The sequence below is a fragment of the Bacillus sp. 2205SS5-2 genome, assembly GCF_037024155.1.
Classification (GTDB): Bacteria; Bacillota; Bacilli; order Bacillales; family Bacillaceae_K; genus Bacillus_CI.
In genome coordinates, this window is record NZ_JAYKTS010000001.1 from 120,197 (window position 1) to 140,463 (window position 20,267).

19 protein-coding genes are annotated in these 20,267 nt (G+C 36.1%); 5 read left to right on the top strand and 14 right to left on the bottom strand.

Annotation, left to right across the window (positions count from 1 at the left end; all coding sequences use genetic code 11):
* Positions 1–314: 314 nt before the first annotated feature.
* The 5 genes from U8D43_RS00530 to U8D43_RS00545 form a co-directional block, all read right to left on the bottom strand.
* On the bottom strand, positions 315–587 hold the full coding sequence (locus U8D43_RS00530; protein ID WP_335868984.1) for an SDR family oxidoreductase: 273 nt from the start codon (positions 585–587) through the stop codon (positions 315–317).
* A gap of 92 nt (positions 588–679) precedes the next feature.
* Positions 680–1,501, bottom strand: a complete 822-nt coding sequence (locus U8D43_RS00535; protein ID WP_335868985.1) for an aminoglycoside adenylyltransferase domain-containing protein — start codon at positions 1,499–1,501, stop codon at positions 680–682.
* A gap of 713 nt (positions 1,502–2,214) precedes the next feature.
* Positions 2,215–2,784: a hypothetical protein gene (locus U8D43_RS00540; protein WP_335868986.1), complete on the bottom strand. Its 570-nt coding sequence runs from the start codon at positions 2,782–2,784 to the stop codon at positions 2,215–2,217.
* Positions 2,785–3,260: 476 nt separating this feature from the next.
* Positions 3,261–3,476, bottom strand: a complete 216-nt coding sequence (locus tag U8D43_RS20870; RefSeq protein ID WP_442893534.1) for a Type 1 glutamine amidotransferase-like domain-containing protein — start codon at positions 3,474–3,476, stop codon at positions 3,261–3,263.
* Between the two features lie 405 nt (positions 3,477–3,881).
* Positions 3,882–5,681, bottom strand: coding sequence for a peptidoglycan D,D-transpeptidase FtsI family protein (locus U8D43_RS00545; RefSeq protein ID WP_335868987.1), 1,800 nt, complete (start codon positions 5,679–5,681; stop codon positions 3,882–3,884).
* A gap of 731 nt (positions 5,682–6,412) precedes the next feature.
* Between U8D43_RS00545 and U8D43_RS00550 the strand changes: the two genes are divergently transcribed.
* The gene (locus tag U8D43_RS00550; RefSeq protein ID WP_335868988.1) at positions 6,413–7,204 is read left to right on the top strand and encodes a LysM peptidoglycan-binding domain-containing protein; all 792 of its coding nucleotides are present in this window, start codon (positions 6,413–6,415) and stop codon (positions 7,202–7,204) included.
* Positions 7,205–7,986: 782 nt separating this feature from the next.
* On the opposite strand, the gene U8D43_RS00555 is transcribed toward U8D43_RS00550, so the two are convergent.
* Positions 7,987–8,205 carry a spore germination protein gene (locus U8D43_RS00555; protein ID WP_335868989.1) on the bottom strand — a complete coding sequence of 73 codons (219 nt, stop codon included), beginning with the start codon at positions 8,203–8,205 and terminating at the stop codon, positions 7,987–7,989.
* Positions 8,206–8,595: 390 nt separating this feature from the next.
* Here U8D43_RS00555 and U8D43_RS00560 point away from each other — a divergent pair, with 390 nt between their 5' ends.
* Complete coding sequence (locus tag U8D43_RS00560) at positions 8,596–9,471, top strand: glycerophosphodiester phosphodiesterase (RefSeq protein ID WP_335868991.1); 876 nt, start codon at positions 8,596–8,598, stop codon at positions 9,469–9,471.
* Between the two features lie 57 nt (positions 9,472–9,528).
* Here the strand turns inward: U8D43_RS00560 and vrrA are convergent, their stop codons facing one another.
* Positions 9,529–9,900, bottom strand: a complete 372-nt coding sequence (vrrA, locus tag U8D43_RS00565; protein ID WP_335868992.1) for a VrrA/YqfQ family protein — start codon at positions 9,898–9,900, stop codon at positions 9,529–9,531.
* Between the two features lie 616 nt (positions 9,901–10,516).
* On the opposite strand from vrrA, the gene U8D43_RS00570 reads away from it, so the two are divergent.
* Positions 10,517–11,020 carry a peroxiredoxin family protein gene (locus U8D43_RS00570; protein ID WP_335868993.1) on the top strand — a complete coding sequence of 168 codons (504 nt, stop codon included), beginning with the start codon at positions 10,517–10,519 and terminating at the stop codon, positions 11,018–11,020.
* 249 nt (positions 11,021–11,269) lie between these two features.
* Here U8D43_RS00570 and gerQ read toward each other — a convergent pair whose 3' ends face one another.
* The 3 genes from gerQ to U8D43_RS00585 all read right to left on the bottom strand — a co-directional run bounded on the left by gerQ (position 11,270) and on the right by U8D43_RS00585 (position 12,460).
* On the bottom strand, positions 11,270–11,629 hold the full coding sequence (gene gerQ / locus U8D43_RS00575) for a spore coat protein GerQ (RefSeq protein ID WP_442893530.1): 360 nt from the start codon (positions 11,627–11,629) through the stop codon (positions 11,270–11,272).
* A gap of 132 nt (positions 11,630–11,761) precedes the next feature.
* Positions 11,762–12,238, bottom strand: coding sequence for a cell wall hydrolase (locus U8D43_RS00580; RefSeq protein WP_335868995.1), 477 nt, complete (start codon positions 12,236–12,238; stop codon positions 11,762–11,764).
* 18 nt (positions 12,239–12,256) lie between these two features.
* On the bottom strand, positions 12,257–12,460 hold the full coding sequence (locus U8D43_RS00585) for a hypothetical protein (protein WP_335868996.1): 204 nt from the start codon (positions 12,458–12,460) through the stop codon (positions 12,257–12,259).
* 886 nt (positions 12,461–13,346) lie between these two features.
* Here U8D43_RS00585 and U8D43_RS00590 point away from each other — a divergent pair.
* Both U8D43_RS00590 and U8D43_RS00595 read left to right on the top strand, forming a co-directional pair.
* Positions 13,347–13,514 (top strand): hypothetical protein, encoded by a 168-nt coding sequence (locus U8D43_RS00590; RefSeq protein WP_335868997.1) that lies wholly within the window; start codon positions 13,347–13,349, stop codon positions 13,512–13,514.
* Positions 13,465–13,647: a hypothetical protein gene (locus U8D43_RS00595; RefSeq protein WP_335868998.1), complete on the top strand. Its 183-nt coding sequence runs from the start codon at positions 13,465–13,467 to the stop codon at positions 13,645–13,647. The genes U8D43_RS00590 and U8D43_RS00595 overlap by 50 nt, the downstream gene beginning before the upstream one ends.
* 291 nt (positions 13,648–13,938) lie before the next feature.
* Here U8D43_RS00595 and U8D43_RS00600 read toward each other — a convergent pair whose 3' ends face one another.
* The 4 genes from U8D43_RS00600 to U8D43_RS00615 all read right to left on the bottom strand — a co-directional run bounded on the left by U8D43_RS00600 (position 13,939) and on the right by U8D43_RS00615 (position 18,694).
* Positions 13,939–14,616: a phosphatase PAP2 family protein gene (locus U8D43_RS00600; protein WP_335868999.1), complete on the bottom strand. Its 678-nt coding sequence runs from the start codon at positions 14,614–14,616 to the stop codon at positions 13,939–13,941.
* Between the two features lie 959 nt (positions 14,617–15,575).
* Complete coding sequence (locus tag U8D43_RS00605) at positions 15,576–15,707, bottom strand: YuzL family protein (RefSeq protein ID WP_335869000.1); 132 nt, start codon at positions 15,705–15,707, stop codon at positions 15,576–15,578.
* A 158-nt stretch (positions 15,708–15,865) separates the two neighbouring features.
* Complete coding sequence (gene argH, locus U8D43_RS00610; protein WP_335869136.1) at positions 15,866–17,347, bottom strand: argininosuccinate lyase; 1,482 nt, start codon at positions 17,345–17,347, stop codon at positions 15,866–15,868.
* Between the two features lie 342 nt (positions 17,348–17,689).
* Positions 17,690–18,694 carry an NAD-dependent epimerase/dehydratase family protein gene (locus U8D43_RS00615; RefSeq protein ID WP_335869001.1) on the bottom strand — a complete coding sequence of 335 codons (1,005 nt, stop codon included), beginning with the start codon at positions 18,692–18,694 and terminating at the stop codon, positions 17,690–17,692.
* Positions 18,695–20,267 lie beyond the last annotated feature (1,573 nt).

Here is a 20,267-nt window from a genome sequence, read left to right on the forward strand (position 1 = left end):
TAACTAAAGCCTAATTTCTCACACGGAGAAATTAGGCTTTTTATATTTGGATTTCCTTAACGTTGTAAATCCGCATTTTCCTGACGCTACCCCTTCTATAAATTGTGCGACATCTATCCAAAGATTATTAGTTAAGTATTGATAAATACTTGAATCCGGATCATCATTAAAATCACCACATAGAATCTCATACGGTTTAGCAGTATTCTCTTCAAAAATCCAATCGTGTACTGAGTTGATAAACACCTGTTACATGGAACAAGTAAATAGCTGTTAACCTTTCTCTTCAAATAATTCTCTTTTAGCTACTTGTTCTAATGTTTCCTCAGCCTCTTAATTGCCAGGGAATGGGAATTTAATTGCCCACACCATGAATCCCTAGAACGATTTTTAATTTTGTCTGTTGCCAATGCCACAACCGCACGACCTACATACGCTGTTGTTTCGGTTGTTCCATCCTCTGGTCCAAAACCTGAATCTCTAACTCTTTCTGTCCTCATCCAACCTGGGCAAACTGCAAGTGCTGACACGTTGAAGTCTTTTAATTCCCTTGCCATTCCAAGTGTCGTACGATTGATAGCATTCATAGCTAAATCATAATATAAATTACCAGAAATCTGATCCTTGATAAATAATGTCACGTTAATAAAAATATAAAAAGCAAGTGACACCCATCAAATTAATAAGTTTGTTGAATGCTATTGCAATGTTGAATCAAATACTTAGAAAAGCTCAAGGTTTCGTTAATTCGTTTCTCATCAGAATTGAAAACGGTTTCATTTATTTTCCTTCGAATATTTAAAGCTTCATTGATTATGTTATGCCATTCTCTTGGAAGATTTAACAAGCCATATTCACCTGCTTCAAACTTTGAAATTATACTTAATTCCTTTAAGGTGTAGAATTGACGCAACAATCCTAGAACGGTCCATTCAACTTCTTCATCGATATCTGTGGTTGGCAAGTTTTTTATTTGTTCTATTGAATTCTCAATTTTTATGACCCTGCCTGCCCAGTAAGAATTCATATTTTCTAATACATACGAAGTTAGTAAGTTGGAACTAATATTAAAAGATCTTTCTGTTATATCTGAACCTAGTAAACTTATTCCTTTCTTTTTTAAGAGCCACCATGTAATTGGATTAAAATGCGTATAAAATCCTATCTTGCCTCCATTATAGTAAGGGAGGGATGTATTATCGGTAGGACGTAGTTCCCCTAAATCTTCCCAAACAATAAACAAACCGTCCATCTCGGGTTTAACAAATTTGTCGGCAATCACCTTATGAATATCTGTTAGTATTTGAATCTCTTTTTCTGTTAAGCGATTTTTTGTTATAACAACAAAATCTATATCGCTTGAATCATAAATATAAGCATCAAGTACAATTGAACCGTGTAAATATAATCCCTCTAGCTGATTCGGTAATCTTTCTGTCCAAAGACTTATATACTCATTTAAGACCTCATAAATTGAACTATGTAATTCGATGATAATCAACTCCTGACTAAAGTTAATTTATTTTTATTGTTTTGGAATGATACTTAGACGAAGTTAAAGTATTTTAAGTTTCCAATATTCCATTTCATTGACCAATAATTAAAGAAGGAAATAGTCAGAGATCATCGGCTGATCTTCCGTTATTACCCGCATTTGTTGAATAATGTTTAATATGTTTTTCACTTGAAAAAGGGTTAACCTTGAATGACGTCAATTATCTAATCTTCTGTTATTGCCTCTTTTATGGAATTAGAGAAGACTTAAAACTATGGTTCCAAAGGTTCCAACCTGATAATTTTTAATTTCTGTTTTTTGTTTGTGTCCCTTCTTTCTGTACAAGCGTTGCACTCTTTTGAGCTTTTGATTTATATTTAGCTTGTTAGGGTCAACGATAATACAAGCAAACAAAATTATATAGAAACAATACTAACAGATTGAAAGCTCATTATGACTTTATTATATTTTGTGTCCATACAATCCTTCGCACTCACATATCTATTTTATGTTTCCAAAAGTATCGTATCTCAATTACAATTCCTTTGTAATAAATTTTGAATCCAATTTTTGATGTTTCGTTTGGTGGTGATGATAACTGCAATCCTTTTATGTCAGTAGAAAACATTGTAAGTAGTTTAACATCAAATTCTAAACTCTTTTTCCTTTAATATTTTTGCTATCTGCCGTTTCTATATTTAAGTAATCTTGTGTGTTTCTTACAATCTATTCATCATTTTCATATATTGATAAAGAATAAATACAACGAAAGCAATCAAAATGATGTTGCTTTTTACATCGGATTTCGGGAGTCCTAAGTATGATTTTCCAAGAAAGTGGACATCCATATAATTTGATTTATTAGGGCGCCGTCTATTTATGTAAACATCCACCTGAGCAGGAAGTTGACCGGAAGGGTTCTTCCAAATATTTTGACTAATAAACTCATACTTTTCGAATGTGGTCGGATCCGTCCACATTGCTACTATTTGATATGGGGACTGCCCCGTACTCGTATTCCTAGCTCCAAACCCTTTTAACTTAATACCATAATTAATCGTTACACCTGTCACGTCTGCTACTATATGTTTTCCAGTTAACATCATGGATTTTCTTTTTATTTCCAAATACCTTTTATAAAGAAATGGCCCTAAGATCAAACTAGCTCCACCTACAGCGAATATAACTCCCATTTTAAACAGAAAGCCTGAAACTGTTCCCATACCTGATGAATGACGGATATAATATATACCAAGAAACATGAAGACCAGTCCTAAAATGTTAAACATCTTTTAATCTCCTCAACTTTTAAAATTATGTAAAATAATATACTTCGAGAATAATATAAAAAGAAATGTGTACTCTTATTACCGTTACCCACCTCAAGAGATACTTTTCTGACCATTTTTTTAACTAATCTATTCAATTCTATAAGTATATCCTTGCACCCTACACTTCAATAACGGTTAAACCGATGGAAAGCCACCAGTTAAACCCTCATTTTTTCCGGCATTAGTATATTTCCTTTTTCAATTCCCACTGTAGGGCTCGTTTTTCATGATACAGCTCTGAAGCTATTTCATCAAAATCTTTCTAGCCTACATGCTCCTTTTTTAACCCACTCATTTATGCCAAGAAAATTCCACATCAACAACCTTGCTTTTAAACGCAAAGAAGAGCGCTGATCTTATTACAGGTGAACGCCAAATTGTCGAGTAACTTTAGCCGAATAAATTTTAAATGTTACTCCGTTTCTCAGAGTTTATCAATTGTTAAATACCTTCTCCTGTTCTTTCTTTTCTTTACTATACGTAATATATAATTCATGAATCAAGTTAATCTCATCAATATAAACTATTTCGTTATTTATTTCTTTCCTAATGACTTTATCAGCATGTTTCTTTTTTTCTTCTTTTAATAAGAAAAAAGTACTTCCTCCAGAAACATAAATAAAAGTAGTTTTTTCAATAACTTTGTCGATATCTTATCTTGTGCTCTAAATATAACAAGTAAAAAATATTCATACCCCAATTTTAATGACTACTTAAGTCATAATCTATGTGATGTGTAACTTCATCCTCTAGGCTTGCCATAGAAATAAAGGTGACACGTTTATTTTGAAGACGTTATCCAACAAATTTTTAAAAAAATAAATATATCAATAATATCAGATAAAAGAGTGTGGATTATGGTTCTTGCGTTGTTCCTAATATCGGACACTCCTTCTTTTCCCCAACCATCCAGTCCATGTATCAGTACGGCAGATAAGGTGATAGCGATTACATTTCAAAGAATAATATCAAACGTGGAGGCATGATATTGAAAGGAATAGTCTTTTATATACCTATCTATATGGAAGATAACAGTTCTTCGGTACAGCTAGAGGTTATCTTTTTATGCTATCATCGTTTATCCAATTTAGGTATTTCAAACTATCCCTCATAACAGGTTTAAACACTTTTGAAACAGGTATAGATCCAGTTTCTGTTGGTGGTAAACTTGGTTCTTCCACTCCTACATAAACAATCAATTCGGGATCATCAGCTGGAGCCATTCCCAAGAAGGAAAACAAATATTCATTGGAAGCAGTTAAATATCCTCCTCCGTTTGGGTCTGGTATTTGGGCAGTGCCTGATTTACCAGATACTTGATAGTCATTTAATTGAAATTTCCTCCCTGTTCCTATATCGGATGTGACGGTTGAAGTCAAATACTCACGCGTTTTATCGGCAGCTTCTTTGGTGATAGGAGATCGTATGACCTCTGGTTGAAATTGTTTAACAACCCTGTTTGAATCGCTATCTACTATTTTTGAAACTACATAGGGTTTCATCATTTTACCGTCATTGGCAATCGCTGATTCTGCTTGAATCATTTGAAGTGCTGTCACGGTACTCCCTTGACCAAATATTGTAGTAGCTCTTTCAATTGGATTGTTATATTGAAGTATTCCTTCAGCTTCATTATGAAGATTAATCCCTGTTTTATGACCAAATCCAAGTGATTTTAAATAGTTTAAGTAGTTTTCCGTACCAATTTTCCTTAGCAGATTAATAAATGCTACATTTGAGGACCGTTGTAGTCCCTCTAAATATGAAATAGTCCCCCATCCCTTACCTCCATTCCAATCCCTTATTGGTGTAGGGTAGCCTTTTACAAATGACTGACCAGATTTATAAAACTCTTTCGGATCAAATACCATTCGATCAACTGCAGCAGCTAAAGAGAATGATTTCATAGTTGATCCTGGTTCGAAAGATGTTTCAACTATAAAGTTAGACCAACTGTCATCAATCCCTTCTTTTGTATCATTATTGAACGATGGCCTCTGTGCCATAGCCAATATTTCTCCCGTTTTGGGGTTAGATACAATAGCAAACATTTTTCTAGGGTGATATTCGTTTTCAACTGAATTCAATGCATTTTCTAAAATTTTTTGGATATTTCCATCTATCGTTAAATAAACATCATCACCATTATTTGGTGGGTTGATCGTCTTTTCTGAATTCGGTAATACATACCCCCAAAAGTCACTTTCATACCTCAAATGACCATCTATACCAGTAAGGATTTTATTTAAATTTTTTTCAATTCCCATTATCCCTTCAGTGATTGTATTGCCATTCCTTCTCACATCTTCTTGAACAAGTCCGATTGTATGAGAAGCAAACATCCCTTTTGGATAGGATCGTCTATTAGTAGGCAAAAACGTAATTCCAGGTAAATTTTCCCTTTCTATATTTTCTTTCATTTGATTTGTAATTCCGTTTCCTCCAGCTCCCAGCTCAACTTGAAATTTCCCTTTTTTGTTTAATAGTTTGTAAATTTCAGTCTTTTCTAAAGCGATATATTTAGACAACACATCAGCCGTCATTTTCTTGTTGACAACATGGTTGGGATTTTTAGGGTTGGATGTTACTGACTCTGATAAAATCGCTATTATTTTATATGAAGGAGTGTCTTTTGCTAAAACATGATCGTTTCGATCAAATATAGTTCCTCTATTTGCCTTTAATTTTTGATTCTTTAAATATTTACTCGAAGCTTCTGCAACTAAATTTTTCCCTTCTATTTCTCCTGTTACTTGTATATAAAGAAAACGAACAAATACAATAGAAAATAGGAGTAAAAATGTACAGAACAAAACGGCACTTGCCCGATTCATATTTGCCGGTTTTTTATTCATTTAATTCACAACCTTAACCTCTTGTTTTTTCACACTAAGCTTTTACATATAGCCATTCATCGAGTTGATCATCCCTTCCCCCTCCCAAAAAAGAATAAATTATTTTTTAAAATACCTCACCTCATTTGGTTATAGAAGTCAATGTAGTAGAATATTTTTTGGGTAATTTTAGTCAAAATGCTACATATTTCTACAAACACCCAATCATCGTATCACTAATCGATATAATATAAATCCCTCCTTTTTACCGAGAGTAAAGTACTGTTATTAAGTATTATTTTGGAATTCTGAAAACTCGGTAGTTTACGAATGGTAAGGGAAAGTGTTTTTATTTGATCTTGTATTTTGAACGAGAATTGACGTGGATCCTTTATATACATTGAATGGATTTAGATATGATAGATAAAACCAACCATTAGGGAGCATCGCATTTCAATATAGCTATCTACTATCAAGGTGAGTACCAGGTTTCTATTTTCTGACGATCACTCTTCTATGACTTTATATTCAAATCATTCAATCTGACCTATTCTTCCTACTATTTTACCGGTAGGAGGAATAGGTCATCTTTTGTAGTTATATGTAGGGAATCGATGACTGAAAATTGATGGGAACAGGAAAACAATGGGTAAAAAGGATTATAGTGGTGATAACACCATTAGGCTCTTCTCACTCTCTAATGACTAATATATAGTTAGTTGGAAAGTGTTTAGGAAGAGGAGATGGAAGAATTGAAAACAATTCAACTGAGTAGAAGAGAAAGAATAGCAATTGAAAGAAAGAAAGCTCTAAAAGAAAGAAACAAAAAATTAACGACCGCTACTACTATTGGGGCACTAGCCGCCTTATTGCTCTCGAGTGGAAATGTAAGTGCTTGCAGTGAAGAGTATACAATCAAAAAGCATGATACACTTTACAGTCTAGCTAAAAAATATGATGTTTCAATTGATGATCTAAAAGGAAAAAATTCATTACTATCGGATAAAATTTATGAAGGACAAACGCTTTTGGTGCCTTCTCATATTCCAAGTAAAGATGAAAATAAATATTCAGTCCAACCAGGGGATACGTTATACTCGTTAGCCAAAAAGTATGGGACATCAATCAATCATTTAAAACAATTAAATGAGATGGTTTCAGATCAAATTTATATCGGAGAATCCCTAGTGGTTCCTGCTGAACAAATCAAATCAAATACTGGTGAATTATACACGGTTGTTCCTGGTGACACTTTATGGGGCATAGCTCACCGATTTGGAATAAAACAAGAAGACTTGGCTAAATCAAATGATTTGAAAACGAATATGGTACTCATTGGACAAAACTTATTTATACCTGGAGAAGCTGAAGTGACTGAGGCTGAAGTTATAGGGACTTCTGATAAGTTTACTGTTGAATTTAAGAAAAATGGGAAAACATTCTCATTGGAAATTCCTTATGGTACTTCGTCTGTTTATCAAAAAAAATCAGGACAAATTGTAACCATCATACATAAAAATGGTGCTGTGATATCGGCAGCATAATACATATCTATTTTTTAACAGCCGGATTTCTATAGAATTTCGGCTGTGGTGTTATATGGGACACAATCCTAGTCCTCCTTTTCGGCATACCCTTCTTCTGATTCATTTATTTGCCTAGATGGAATTATCCAATGCTCACCCTGCGGTAGATATCGTAACCGAACCCATACAATTTCCGCCAAGGATTAACAGAAGGAATTCGTACGTATCAGTATTGTTGGTGACCCTATATCAACAAGGGCTTAAAATTCCCCATTTTTAACGGTCTAAAATCCTCCAATTTATCATTTTGCTAATACTGATTGAATTCCACCTTTCTGCTTTTTTTCCCGTAAGGCTGTTTTTGCAAAGATTGTGACTTTTCGCACCGATCTATAAACGTTAATATAGCTTTGTTTCGGGCATCATTCACGAACTGCGGAAGTGGCTGCCCTGTGGCGTTATTCATTTGACCCCGAGCCTCAAGCCACTGCAGCTGGATCCGTCTATTTTTAATGGAAATCAACAGTAGTATGGGTGGTTTAATCAAAACTCAGATGAAACAGCCACAATGTATACGAATAGAGCCTCCCGTAAACAAAAGACAACTTTACGAATGATAAGATCTGAATCAATAAAAAACATTGATCTATCACGCTAATTATTCAATAAAACGGGTGCTTCTATGCAATATTAAAAAAGCCATATTTCTCAATTTAATGCTGAGACATTTGGCTTTTTAATTTTGCAATTTCTTAACCTTGTTATTCCGCATTTCCCTAGCGCTACCCCTCTTTGTCCCTTTATTTATTTCCAACTATCGGCTGTTCGGCCACGCATTTTGTGATGACGTTACTAATACTCACCCCATTAATCGTACTGATAAATACACCAGTATTACTAGCGCCGGATCCCAATGAAGACTTAGTGCTGCTTTTATCTGCTTGATAAAATATATCTCCATTCCGTATGGTTCCACCAGAAATATTGGCAATTTTGACCTGACCTATAATGACCGGCAATAGATTCACTTCCTTTCTGGCTTTCTAGTAGAACAATATATGCTTCATTGACGCTGCCTGATTGGGGAGTTGTCCTTGTTTACTAAAAATATATACATTCTTTGCAATTTGTCATACATATCTGGGGAATTACTACCTCTACATAATCAAACACTATATATTACTTAGAAATGAGCCTAGTTGCACTATTTCTGATTTTCTGTTTCTTGTTCTGCATAGACTTACCTTTTCCATGTTTCCTACACTTTTTACTTGCCAAATATTTTCCCATCATAGTAAGACCGCTTACCTTGCGAGGGCGTTACTCCTGGGAATTTTTATGGAAAGGAGGATTCCGTTGTGAATAAGCAAAACATATGATAAAGAGAACTTAGATCGAGGTGAATTAAGTTGTCACAGCTGTTACCGCTTTATTTTATCTTATTGATCGTTATATTACTTACTTTTGAAGACTCAGGATTGAAACAAGACAGAACAAATAAACCACTGCTGATTGCCCATCGGGGCGGAGCTGGGCATAATATTGAAAACACAATTTCAGCAATCGATCATTCTATCTTCCTTCAGTCGGATATGATTGAGTTGGACATTCAAATCACAAGAGATAAGCAAGCGGCCATTTTTCATGACTATTCAATCGAAAAGTTTGGAAAGCCGATCTCAGCTTTATCAAGAAACCAACTGCATCAACTAACACTGTCCTCAAAACCCAAAATAGAAAAAATTCCTTTTTTAGATGAGATCTTTACAAAATATAAAAACAAAACCAAATTTCTACTTGAACATAAAGATAACTCGAAAGAAGACGTAGTGGCTGCTGTCATTAAGAATTATTATGATCCAACTGAAGTGAAAAAAAAGCTCATTGTTCAATCTTTTAATTTTAAATCTCTCCAAATCTATCGTAAACTTCTTCCAGATTTGCCTCTAGGCTATTTAACATTAGAGGTGCTTACAAATGAGCAACTAAAAAAAGTGTCAAAAATTTGTGATTACATCAACCCCTACTTTCGAATTCTATCACCAAAATATATCGAAAAAATTCATTCTGTTGGCTGTAAAACTTTCACTTGGACTTTAAATTCCCGGTCAGACCTAAAAAAAATCATGCTAATGGACGTTGATGGGATTGTAACAGATTTCCCGCACCTAAAATTATTGCCTGATACAACCGAAAGTCAAAACGTGATAACAGAAATTAATCATCACCTTCACAGCTTCCAATCCTTTTTAAAAGCATTATCATTCGAGATTTCAAACCTATGATTCATTTCCGAGGGAAAAACCCTCCATTTAATAAAAAATGATAGAGGGTTTTGTAGATTACTTTGTTTTTTTAAAAGAGGACAGCATCGCGGGAATCTTTTTCACCATCGGTCCATATTGCTCAATAAGTGGCGCGGCTGATTCAGCAACTTTCATCCACTCCTGTAAGGTGCTTGTATCTCCATCCGTCCTTGAATAATCAACTGATCCCCGTTCATTAGCCTTTTCTGATTTCACCTCTGCCTTCGCTTCTTTTCCGTTCTCAGTGTTCCTGATTGGGAAGAAACCGAATGGGTCGCGGCGGGGCTCATTGTTTAGTTGAGTTGTCCGGCGTTCTGGTTTTCCATGCAGACTGAAAGGGTGACCGGGACCACCAGATTGAACGTTTTCGCTCTTTTTACTTAATAGGGATGTTAATCGTTGTAACAATGGTTTAACCTCCTTTCTCTCTATCAGTTTATGTACAAACAGATTGGAGTGTACGGGTCAACAGCCGTGGAATGAGCATATAAAATGGTATTGAAAAATGAAACCCTGTTAAGCTGCCGTAATGAAACGGTGGTTTAGCTAAGGGTAATTTTTTCGAGGAGAAAAGTAAAAATTTAAAAAAACTTGGTGGACGAAATTGCATTTGATTTCATCCTTATCTTATTAATAGGTTATAGTCATACGATTATGAAGTATTCCTAACTGAAGTCAGCTTATCATATGGCTGTTTTCGCTTATGCTCAGCAACCTTGAAATCACTACACTTCGGGTCATCTTTTCGAATCATCTGATAGATGGATTTAGAAAAAATAAATCGAAATTCATACAGGATATTTTCTTCAAGCAACACTCCTTAAGAAAAATACTTTTGTTATTCCTCCTTTTTCCCCTCTACTTTGAATTCAACTTACCTCTATCTTTCTGTCTTTTTTGCATTTATTTTTGTAAACTGACAAACGATATTTCAAATCCATGTGCCAACGCGCATACATATTTTTTGAAGTGGAAGAGATAGTATAGTTATGCAAGTATTTAGCCAATTTAAGGAGGACTACCTTTGACTGTATTACAATTGAAAGATCAAGCACCTGCATTTACTTTGCCCAAAGTAAATGGAGACACATTTTCATTTGCCTCGCACCAAGAAGAACATAATAGCTGGCACTTCATCATTTTTTTCAGAGGATCTTGGTGCCCTGTTTGTGTTCAAGATTTGAAGGATTTCGAGGAAAATAGCGGTTTTTTCAAGGATAAAGGGGTTCACTTCATTGCCATTTCAACTGATACGAAAGAAGACTTGGCCAAAATGGCGGCGGATAATAATTTGAGTTTTCCTATCCTTGTCGATGAAAATCTCGAAGCATTAAAAACTTATGGAGTTCATTATCACGGTGAAGATGCTCCATATGAAGATCATGGTGCTCACGGAGAACCGGCGTATTTCCTTGTAGACGAAAAGGGGAAGTTACTCTATCAACAGAGGCAAACAAGTCCCTTTGGGCGTCCAACGGCAACCGAGCTAAGAAAAATTGTGCAATACATCAAAAAGAATCTTAAATAACAGCAGAATGGGGATGCCTTTTCATCATTTATGGTGAAAGGTCATTCCTTTTTTTATTCATTCCTACATTCGGGTGAAACTTCATTCTGGAGAGATAATTAATCTTTTTATTTGGCTCTTTTCCTGACCATATTAATTCTCTAACATTATTCAGCAAATTTCGTGACTTGCCACTTAATCTTGTTCTCATAGAAGTATAAACCCGCACAGTTCCCCAAAAGGAATAGCGGGTTTTAATCTTCTACAAATTCACTCTGATGTTTCCATGGAGGCCTGTATAGCCGGATTAATTTCCGTGTGAGGATAGTTAATTTGTTCGCCGAATTCTACCCAATCTAGATTTGCCATCATAAGCAGGTAGCGCTTCCCGCTGGAAGGGTCGCTAATTATGATGTGGTCACGGCCAGCCGTTTCAACGCGCCCATGATAAACCATAGCATTCCATTTATTGTTCCCTTGGTAAGTAAAATAGAAGGTCCCTATCTTCCCTTTGTTGAATCGCAGGATATTTTCAATAAATGATTCTTCTACCACGCCTGTTGGTAATTGCTGCCCGCTCCCCATAGGAACCACCGGAACGGAGTATGATGGTCCTGAAGGCATATTCATAGAGATTCCTCCTGCGTGTTGTGCGGTCCTATCCTGCATTATTGAAGGCGGATAATAACTAGGTAAATAATTCGTTGGATAACTACTGGAGTCTCCATATCTCATGTGAAGATCAGCTCCTTTTTTTAAAATTTAGCGATAAAACTCTGGGCAATAGCCCGGTACACCTACATAAAAACAATGATTTTTGTGTGCAAACTCAAACTGTGTCATGGGTGATCTTGGCATCGTCCCAGTACAAGGGGATCGAAATTTTTTCCCCGGACTCGGATTAAAAAACCACAAGCTCATTCTGGCCCGAGGGTCCCTGTAACCTTGCAGCAAATCCCTGGCCCTCTGGAGGTCAGCTTCGTCGGGACGTTGTGTATACAATGTACCGTTTAAGACGGGTTCAAAATGAGGAATATCAGTTCCAGGGATAGTTTGATAAATTCCATGCCTGATATTGCGCAAATTTTTGAAGTCTGGTGCACAGTCAGCCTCAACCCGATTGGCCACGACTGTTCCTACCATGTTCATCCCTTGGGCTCCTTCACCAACCGCTTCCGACAGCATGAGCCTAGCTAACGATTCCACATCACGAGAAGTATGTTTAATTCGTCTACCCATTTACTCACCCCCTTCAGCCTATACTAGTAACGTATTGCCAGATGATGGTTTTGGAAGCTTGCCTCTCAGCCCAAACTGAGGGAATCCAACCGCTAATCGAAAAAAATCTTGACCTGCTCCTGCGATTGGAGGCTCACTAAAGACTTGACGAAGGTAATCCCCCATCAAAATATTTTTATTGCTTAGCCTGCAATGGAACCATTCCGAGACAAAGAAGCTCATCGGTGTATTAGCCTCACTCAATTTTCATGGACCAATTTCTTCCTATTGCTCTTCATCTATAGCAAATTTTCAATATGGCTTTGCTAAACTCTCCTTGTCACTCCAGCCTTTCATTCCATTAGTTTGATTTCTAATACCAAACATTTAGGCTTCATCTCCCCAAAATGTTCTCAGACCGAGAGACATTATCTTTCTAAATATCTAATTGAAATGCTGGGAAATAGTTTGCCTAATGTAACAAAATATTGCTCAATAACTGGCTCAAGTGTTGCGTTAAAAACATGCCAAAATTAGTAATGCTGATAATCTTCATTCACTTTACTTTGTACAAAGAAAAAGCCCTTTATGATGGATAAGTCAGGTTGAAAACCCTCCAAATCCACTAATAAAGGACTAAGCACATAGAAAATAGCAAACTAAAAACATCATGTAGGCAATGGTTTTTATTAATTAATATTCAATTTTTTGAAGAACATGTGTAAGCAAAAAATTAGATTACAATACAAAAAAACTAACGACATAGTTTTTTCAGACGGCTCTTCTCGGTTACATCGTTGTTATTTAGTCAAATTTTAGCTGGAATCCTTCATTTCGCGGGTGATTCACATCAAATATAACCGGATAAAAACGCTGAAACAAAGTGATATCATCGGTTATAGACTAGTTTAAAAAGACTGTTTTCGCTTAGTATGTTGCTTTCGTATCAGTTTATTATCAATGAAATAGCATCCGAAAAGCGAAAGTGGCTTGTCCAGCAGCGGCGGGCAAATGTTATCCAACTCCAAAGGTCCTGACCTTTGGAGTTGGGTATTATTTGTCCCATAGCTGCTAGCCACTGCAGCTGGATCACGAAAAGCGGAAGTGGCTGCCCTGCGGCGTCAGGCAAATGAAGAACTCGGAGGTGATGCCTGCATCGCTGGAGGGTTATTCATTTGACCCCGAGCCGCAAGCCACTGTAGCTGGATCACGAAAAGCGGAAGTGGCTGCCCTGCGGCGTCAGGCAAATGAAGAACTCGGAGGTGATGCCTGCATCGCTGGAGGGTTATTCATTTGACCCCGAGCCGCAAGCCACTATAGCTGGATCACGAAAAGCGGAAGTGGCTGCCCTGCGGCGTCAGGCAAATGAAGAACTCGGAGGTGATGCCTGGCATCGCTGGAGGGTTATTCATTTGACCCCGAGCTGCTAGCCACTGCAGCTAGATCCGTCTGTTTTTGATAGAAATCAACAGTGACAAGGAGGATTTAGTCAAAAATCAGATGAAATAGCCACAATGTATACGAAAAGAGCCTTTAAAAAACAACAAACTTTGCGACAACAGTATTAATGAATAACCAATATCTGCGTATTAATAAGTCTTATCAGCAAAGTGGAATGTCCATTCAGAATCAAGAGACTAATGTGCTGATTGTATACTGCCTGAATGTACCTCCACATGTCCATCACAAGAAGGTCGAATGAAATCTGCGATTCTTCTAGTTTAAGTTTCCAATCTCGATCTTTTCCCCCATCTATTTTTCTTTATATAATTTGGAATAATTTCCGTTAAAGAATATAAAAACGTCATCCACGTCAATCCGACAAAATAGCCACCAATCACATCTGAGGCAAAATGTTTGTTTAACATGAGTTGACCAACCCCAATGAGAATAATAACGGCCACACATAACGAAAATAATACCTGCTTTACTCTTCTATTCTGTGTATCTAGCTGAATCATTAATATAAGAAAGCCAAAGTATAATAATCCCTTCACTGCATGACCACTTGGAAAGCTATACGATACAAGGTGTGATCCAAATCCCCAAAAGTCTATAAAAGAAACATCAGCGGGACGATCACGTTCAATAAATATTTTCATCAAAAAAGTAAAAATAACTCCTCCACTCATCATCGTCAGAAAAATAAACAGGCGATAAAAGTGTTTTTTTATGAGCAACCAAAGCAACATGATCATCGAAATAACTGCAAGCATTTTTGTATCCCCTAAAAAAGTAATCCCTTTCATCAAAGTCTGTAGTTCAGGGGTCATCCAAGAAAGAAACCAATCTTGAACATGTTGATCAAATGTGTCTAATCTCCCCTGTACAACCAAAAGAGAAAAAATTATTGAGAGAAGCACCAACGTAGAAGAAAGGTATATAAATTTACGTTGCATATCGAAACTCCCCTTTCAATGGAATTCTAAAATCCTGGTCACCCTTATTATTTATGGCTCTTTTCGTATACATTGTTGCTATTGACACAAAGAAAAAACAGGCAGTAGGGTTTTTTCGATTGATTTCTTCCTTTTTATCTAGAAATGAATAATTTTTCATTAGGAAAAGAGCACGAAGTCATACAAGTCAAGGGATTCCTTCATATTCGCAAAGTCACAATCTTTGCGAACCAGTCTATAAACGGTGTGATATAGTATTGATTCGTCTATTTTTGCTAGAGAACAACAGTGAAATGGATCATTTAATCAAAATTCAGATGAAATAGCCACAATGTATACTAAAAAACATTTACTAATGAGTAACGTGAAAAAGCGTCAGAATTTTTTGTTCCTCTCTGAAATATTTGATTTGATATTTCTTAAGATTAATAACAGAAATAAATGGAAGTTTCCTATTCTTAAATCAATATGAAAAAGTAAAAACAAATATTCTCAGACTTACCTTCCTTTACATGAGTCCTGATGAATTTGCTGAAGACTCTAATCATGAACTTTATGAGAGTAGAAAAAAAGGGAAAATACTTCTATTTATTTATGTATCATAACAACATACTAAATTCCTTTTTAATCCAGAAGACTGCAGCACATTCTTTGTGATATCACCTTAAACAAAAAAAGCCTGAACCCTCATACGGAAAATACCGCACATTAGGAATCAGGCAGTTGGATGGTTCTTACACGAGAACGCTTATTAGCAATTTTCCGGATAAACCCTGATATAAGATCTATTAAGCGTATTGATCTGGTTGATGGATGCCGAAAATATTTGCACTTTTTCTATAGTATCCCTTCCTTGACATTCTTAAAAGAGTAAGCTTTTCCATGGAAATTATTATCTTCTATACCTATTATACAAGTATAGAATTCATCGGCAAATAAATGACAACCACCATAGGTTGTTAAGTACGTTTTTGTTTGTTTCTAGAAGAATCAGCCTTTTTTCTTCCAGTTTCCCTTGTTGTTGTTCCTTGCCCTTTAGTATCTGATGAACCCAAACCAATTGTCGATGGATCAGCTTTTCTTTTTGACACACTTTTCACCTCCAATAATAGTGTTCCTTAAAACAATTTAGTTATGTTACTATATTGCAATTTGGATTCCCTTCACTTTTCAAGGCTCTTATTTTCAAAAATACAAACTTCCCAATGACCTGAAACCTCATCAACTTAAGGGGAAATAAATCGTTTTTTTAAACCTCATAATTGAGTAATCGATTCTTTTTAGTCAGTAACTCCTGAATTGTCTCTTCATAACACAATCGGTCGTTTACAAGGTTTTCTTGCCTTAACTTAATCATTCTGCTCACTTCATCCGGATTTGGTCCACCTTGTATCTTCCTAACATGAACAAAATATTCCGGAGAGATAATCTTCTTCCACGTTTCTTCAGTCAAAGTTACTTCGACAAATCCTTGAATCATTTCATTCACGTCTTCTATCTTCCAGTCAAAAAGTTCCATTTTGTTTTGGGTGGTTTGTTTTGCGATATAGCTTGCAATTTTGTGAGCTTTTCTGAATGAAATAGTGTAGTCCCTTGTCAAAGTGTCTGCTAATTCAGTGATAGCAATACACGATTGATTTGCCATGAATTTGGCCCGCTCTTTATTCACCTCAAGAGTTGCGATGACGGCATACATTAGTTTGAACACTCGGTTGGCGTTTAAAAAAGCGTTATAGAGATGTGGCTGCAAATCATCTTCTGTGTCGACAATATCTCCAAAAGGTGTATTATGAATCATATTCATTGCAGTATACGCTTCTCCGTACGAACTACTGGCTTTTGCTCTCGCATGTTCGATGGAAACAGGGTTTCGTTTTTGTGGCATAATACTAGATATCTGTACGTAGGGGTCCGCGACGTTAAAAGTTCCAAACTCTCGTGTAACATGCTGAAGAAAATCTTGAATCCATCGTCCGGCATTCACCATAGAAGTCATCATGACTGAGGATACTTCAAGTAGGTAATCCGCTCCACCGATACAATCATAGGAATTCTCCAAAATCGAGTCGAATCCTAATAGTTCACACATCCGTTCTCTGCTTATAGGAAAACCAGTCGTTGTTAGAGCTGCAGCGCCTAAGGGCGATTGATTCACGGTTTTGTACGCAGCCCATAGACGTTGACAATCCCGCAATGTAATGTCATAAATAGCTAAAAAGTAATGCCCTAATGTTGTAGGCTGAGCAGGTTGTGTATGTGTATACCCAGTGATAATCGTTTCTTTATGCTCTTCTGCTTTTTTCAATAATACTTCAAGTAGTGTGTATGCATTATCAATCAATTCGAGTAAATGATCTCTAAGAACAAGCCTGTACATACCAATGCCCATATCATTCCGGCTACGGCCAATGTGCATATTCCCCGCGAATTCGTAGCCGATCTCTTCTCCTATTTTCGCTTCCATCATAAAAAACAAATCCTCGTATCGTGGCTCATACTGTATTGTGCTTCGGTCCATTTCTGCTACTTTAGAAATTCCAATCAGCATCTCTTTTGCCATATTTCTAGGTATGATGTTTTGTTCTGCCAACATAATTACATGAGCTCGGTGTATATCAAACATTACAGGGAATAAAAAATCTCTCTGATCATTAAATATGGGTTTTAGCATTTCCACTTCATACGTTTTGCCCGGAAAAACATTCCCTTCATCTTTTATAAAACGTTCCATTTTCTCCAATAAGAACACCTTCTTCATTCATTTCATTTCTTAAAAAATTGTGTATAGGTTTGTCCTATTACAAAGCGATCATACGTTGCTTCATTGATTCAATATCTTAAGAAAATTCATTGAACAATTCTTTGGTTGCGAAAAATGTAATTCTCTCTTTGCATCGTTTTATTTAGGCTATTTGCGCTCGAATTGTTGCTTTTCGTATCCGTTGATCATTTATGATATCGCTTTGTTTCAGGGATCACTTCGTCTGTTTTTGATAGAAACAAACAGGGAAATGAAGGATTTAATCAAAAAACAAGATAAAATAGCCACAATGTATACGGAAAGAGCCTTTATTTAAGTGTTGGAGACAAGGTCTGTCCACTTCTTTAGTAAGTCCTGTTCGCGATTTTCGTTCATACCAGCTCGTTTTTCAATGTCTTTCGTTCTAGTCTCTGACCAGTCATATGTATCTTTTATCGTCTCTGCTAGTGGTCGAAAAGATAATCCACTCTTGAGTGCTTTTTCACAGTTTATTTGCGAAAACCCTCGCATTTCTTCTTTTTTTTGTATCCATAATGGAAGTTCCATCCATTCCCCTACTTTTTGACTAATTAAAAATGATTCTGACACAGGAATGAATCTTGTGTTTGGATTTAATACGTTTTGACAAGCCGAAAGGAATTCGCCTAAAGTTAATGGATAATCAGGGCCGGTTGCGTTAAATAACCCCTGTTGTTTCTTTTCAACCATCGATAAGATCCATGTAGCTAAGTCCCTTACATCAATAAACTGTGCAGGAGCATCTACCTCATTAGGAATTAGCACATCACCGCCTTTGGCGATACGATCTACCCAATACGTAAAACGATCAGTAGGATCAAAGGGACCGACAATTAATCCTGGTCGAATGATTAACGCTTTTTGATCAAATTTCTTTAGTACCTCTTGTTCGCAATAAACCTTTAATGGGCCGTAAGTAGCTCCAGTGATTTCTTCCACTGTTGGGTGGTCTAGTTTTCCAACCGCCTCATTTTCATCCATACCAATTTTAGAAAAGCGTTCATAAACGGAAATACTTGAAATAAAGGTATAGTGGTCAACTTGATTTAGTAATTGTTCTACAGATTGCTTCACCACTCTAGGAAAGTATCCACATGTGTCAATCACGGCGTCCCACTTTCGTCCCGCTACCTTTTCGATTTCCCCGTCCCGGTCTCCATGGATTTTTTCGAGGTCAGGGAAAACACTTGCATTACTTTTTCCACGGTTGAATAACGTTACTGTATGGCCTCTATTCAATGCAGTTTGAACGATATGTCTGCCTAAAAAATTCGTCCCACCGATCATTAAAAAATTCATTCTCATTCCTCCAGACGTAATTTTGTTTACGATGACTATTATTGAGGTGAAGGGGGATTGATTTCGTATTCTATCCATGAATTGAACATTCGAACAAAAATAGATGTGTCCCTATAAATATCTGCATGGTCTCCTCCTATTTGTCATGTTCAATTCACTAAATACCACCTCTATTTCCTTATATAAATTTCCCCTACAAGTTCCTTCACAGACTCCTATTTAAAAACTACCTGATAATTTTTGAATTAGCCGTTTAATAATATACAAATAAAGTCTCAGAAACTAAGCATATTGTAATTTGTTCTAGGATAACTTCTATCTTTTATATGATTCACTCTAGAGGTCACCTGATATATACAATTCTTCACCCTTTTGCGTTTTGAATCAAATTAGCAAGCGCTAATATCGATTTATCTTTCATAAGCATATCTTTGGTACCCTCTTACATTCTTCTTACTTCTTTCAGTACTGCTTCTACATCTTCTTAATCGAATCCTTCTATTGGACAAGAATTAATACCGATTTGAGTAGCACTTCGCATCATCTTACCTTTAGCAAAATTAGATTGGTTAAAAGCCTAATCAACTACAGCTCTATCAGAATCTAGTTAGTTGAAATTCTTTTATTGGCTTTTTTAGTGGATGGGTGTCTCATTTCTTACTAGAATAAGTGCGAAGTGGTTAACTACCTTTAATGGACCTTGAACTCCTTAAGCAGGAGGCATAAATTTCCCTCTTAGCTCTTTATTTTGCAGTACTATGATTTTAGATGGTTCATACAAAGAAATGGAGATTGTCAAACGGTTGGCTTTTAAACTAACATGCTTTATAACTTTGTCTTGCTAATCTTTTAACCTACTTATAGACTTTACCTTCTGGGAAAAACATTGATAGTAGCCACTTCTTGATACTTCTGCGACTTGGCAGAGATAACTCACCATATTCTTTAAACATTCTTTCTTAATGGTAAAACGTGTGAAAATGTATTATTCGTTTGGGAAAAGTACTATTTTTTCATCTCTTACTTGCTGAATGAATTCTACTTCACCGAGGAGTTCTTTAATAGATCCACACGCTTCGAAGATCTGTGTATAAAAATCATCCTTCTTTTTCTACACAAGATAGCTTCTGTTGAATTCGTTCGTATAAGTAACCCCTTTTGAACTTACCGAATTTGCAAAGGGTCTTGATGATAATTGCTTAATTTTTTTAATAGGCTCATTTCGTATACTTTGTTGCTATTGACACAAAGAAAAAATAGGTAGAAGCTTTTTTGACTGATTTCTTACTTATCATCTAGAAATGGAGAAGTATTCATGAGGAAAAGAGCACGAAGTCATACAAGTCAGGGGATATATACCCATTCGTAAAGCCACAATCTTTGTGAAAACAGCCTTTTAATGAATCATTTTTTCATCATGATGCCCTTCAGTTTCCCATTGGTTATCTATCGCTAATTATACAAAAAGCACCCTATATGTAGACTTATTTCATTGTCTACTCTATTGGGTACTTTTTAATTAAAATAGGGTTTTTAATTGTAGGAATCATGTTGGTTAATAAGATAAACCTTT

Coding starts and splice junctions, on each gene's coding strand:
- U8D43_RS00585 (WP_335868996.1), bottom strand. CDS start 12,460: ATGAGCTTCTTTGTCTCGGAATGGTTCCATTGCAGGCTAAGCAATAAA.
- U8D43_RS00595 (WP_335868998.1), top strand. CDS start 13,465: ATGAAGAACTCGGAGGTGATGCCTGCATCGCTGGAGGGTTATTCATTT.
- U8D43_RS00600 (WP_335868999.1), bottom strand. CDS start 14,616: ATGCAACGTAAATTTATATACCTTTCTTCTACGTTGGTGCTTCTCTCA.
- U8D43_RS00615 (WP_335869001.1), bottom strand. CDS start 18,694: ATGAATTTTTTAATGATCGGTGGGACGAATTTTTTAGGCAGACATATC.
- U8D43_RS00540 (WP_335868986.1), bottom strand. CDS start 2,784: ATGTTTAACATTTTAGGACTGGTCTTCATGTTTCTTGGTATATATTAT.
- gerQ (WP_442893530.1), bottom strand. CDS start 11,629: ATGAATATGCCTTCAGGACCATCATACTCCGTTCCGGTGGTTCCTATG.
- U8D43_RS00545 (WP_335868987.1), bottom strand. CDS start 5,681: ATGAATAAAAAACCGGCAAATATGAATCGGGCAAGTGCCGTTTTGTTC.
- U8D43_RS00530 (WP_335868984.1), bottom strand. CDS start 587: ATGAATGCTATCAATCGTACGACACTTGGAATGGCAAGGGAATTAAAA.
- U8D43_RS00590 (WP_335868997.1), top strand. CDS start 13,347: ATGAAGAACTCGGAGGTGATGCCTGCATCGCTGGAGGGTTATTCATTT.
- argH (WP_335869136.1), bottom strand. CDS start 17,347: ATGGAACGTTTTATAAAAGATGAAGGGAATGTTTTTCCGGGCAAAACG.
- U8D43_RS00580 (WP_335868995.1), bottom strand. CDS start 12,238: ATGGGTAGACGAATTAAACATACTTCTCGTGATGTGGAATCGTTAGCT.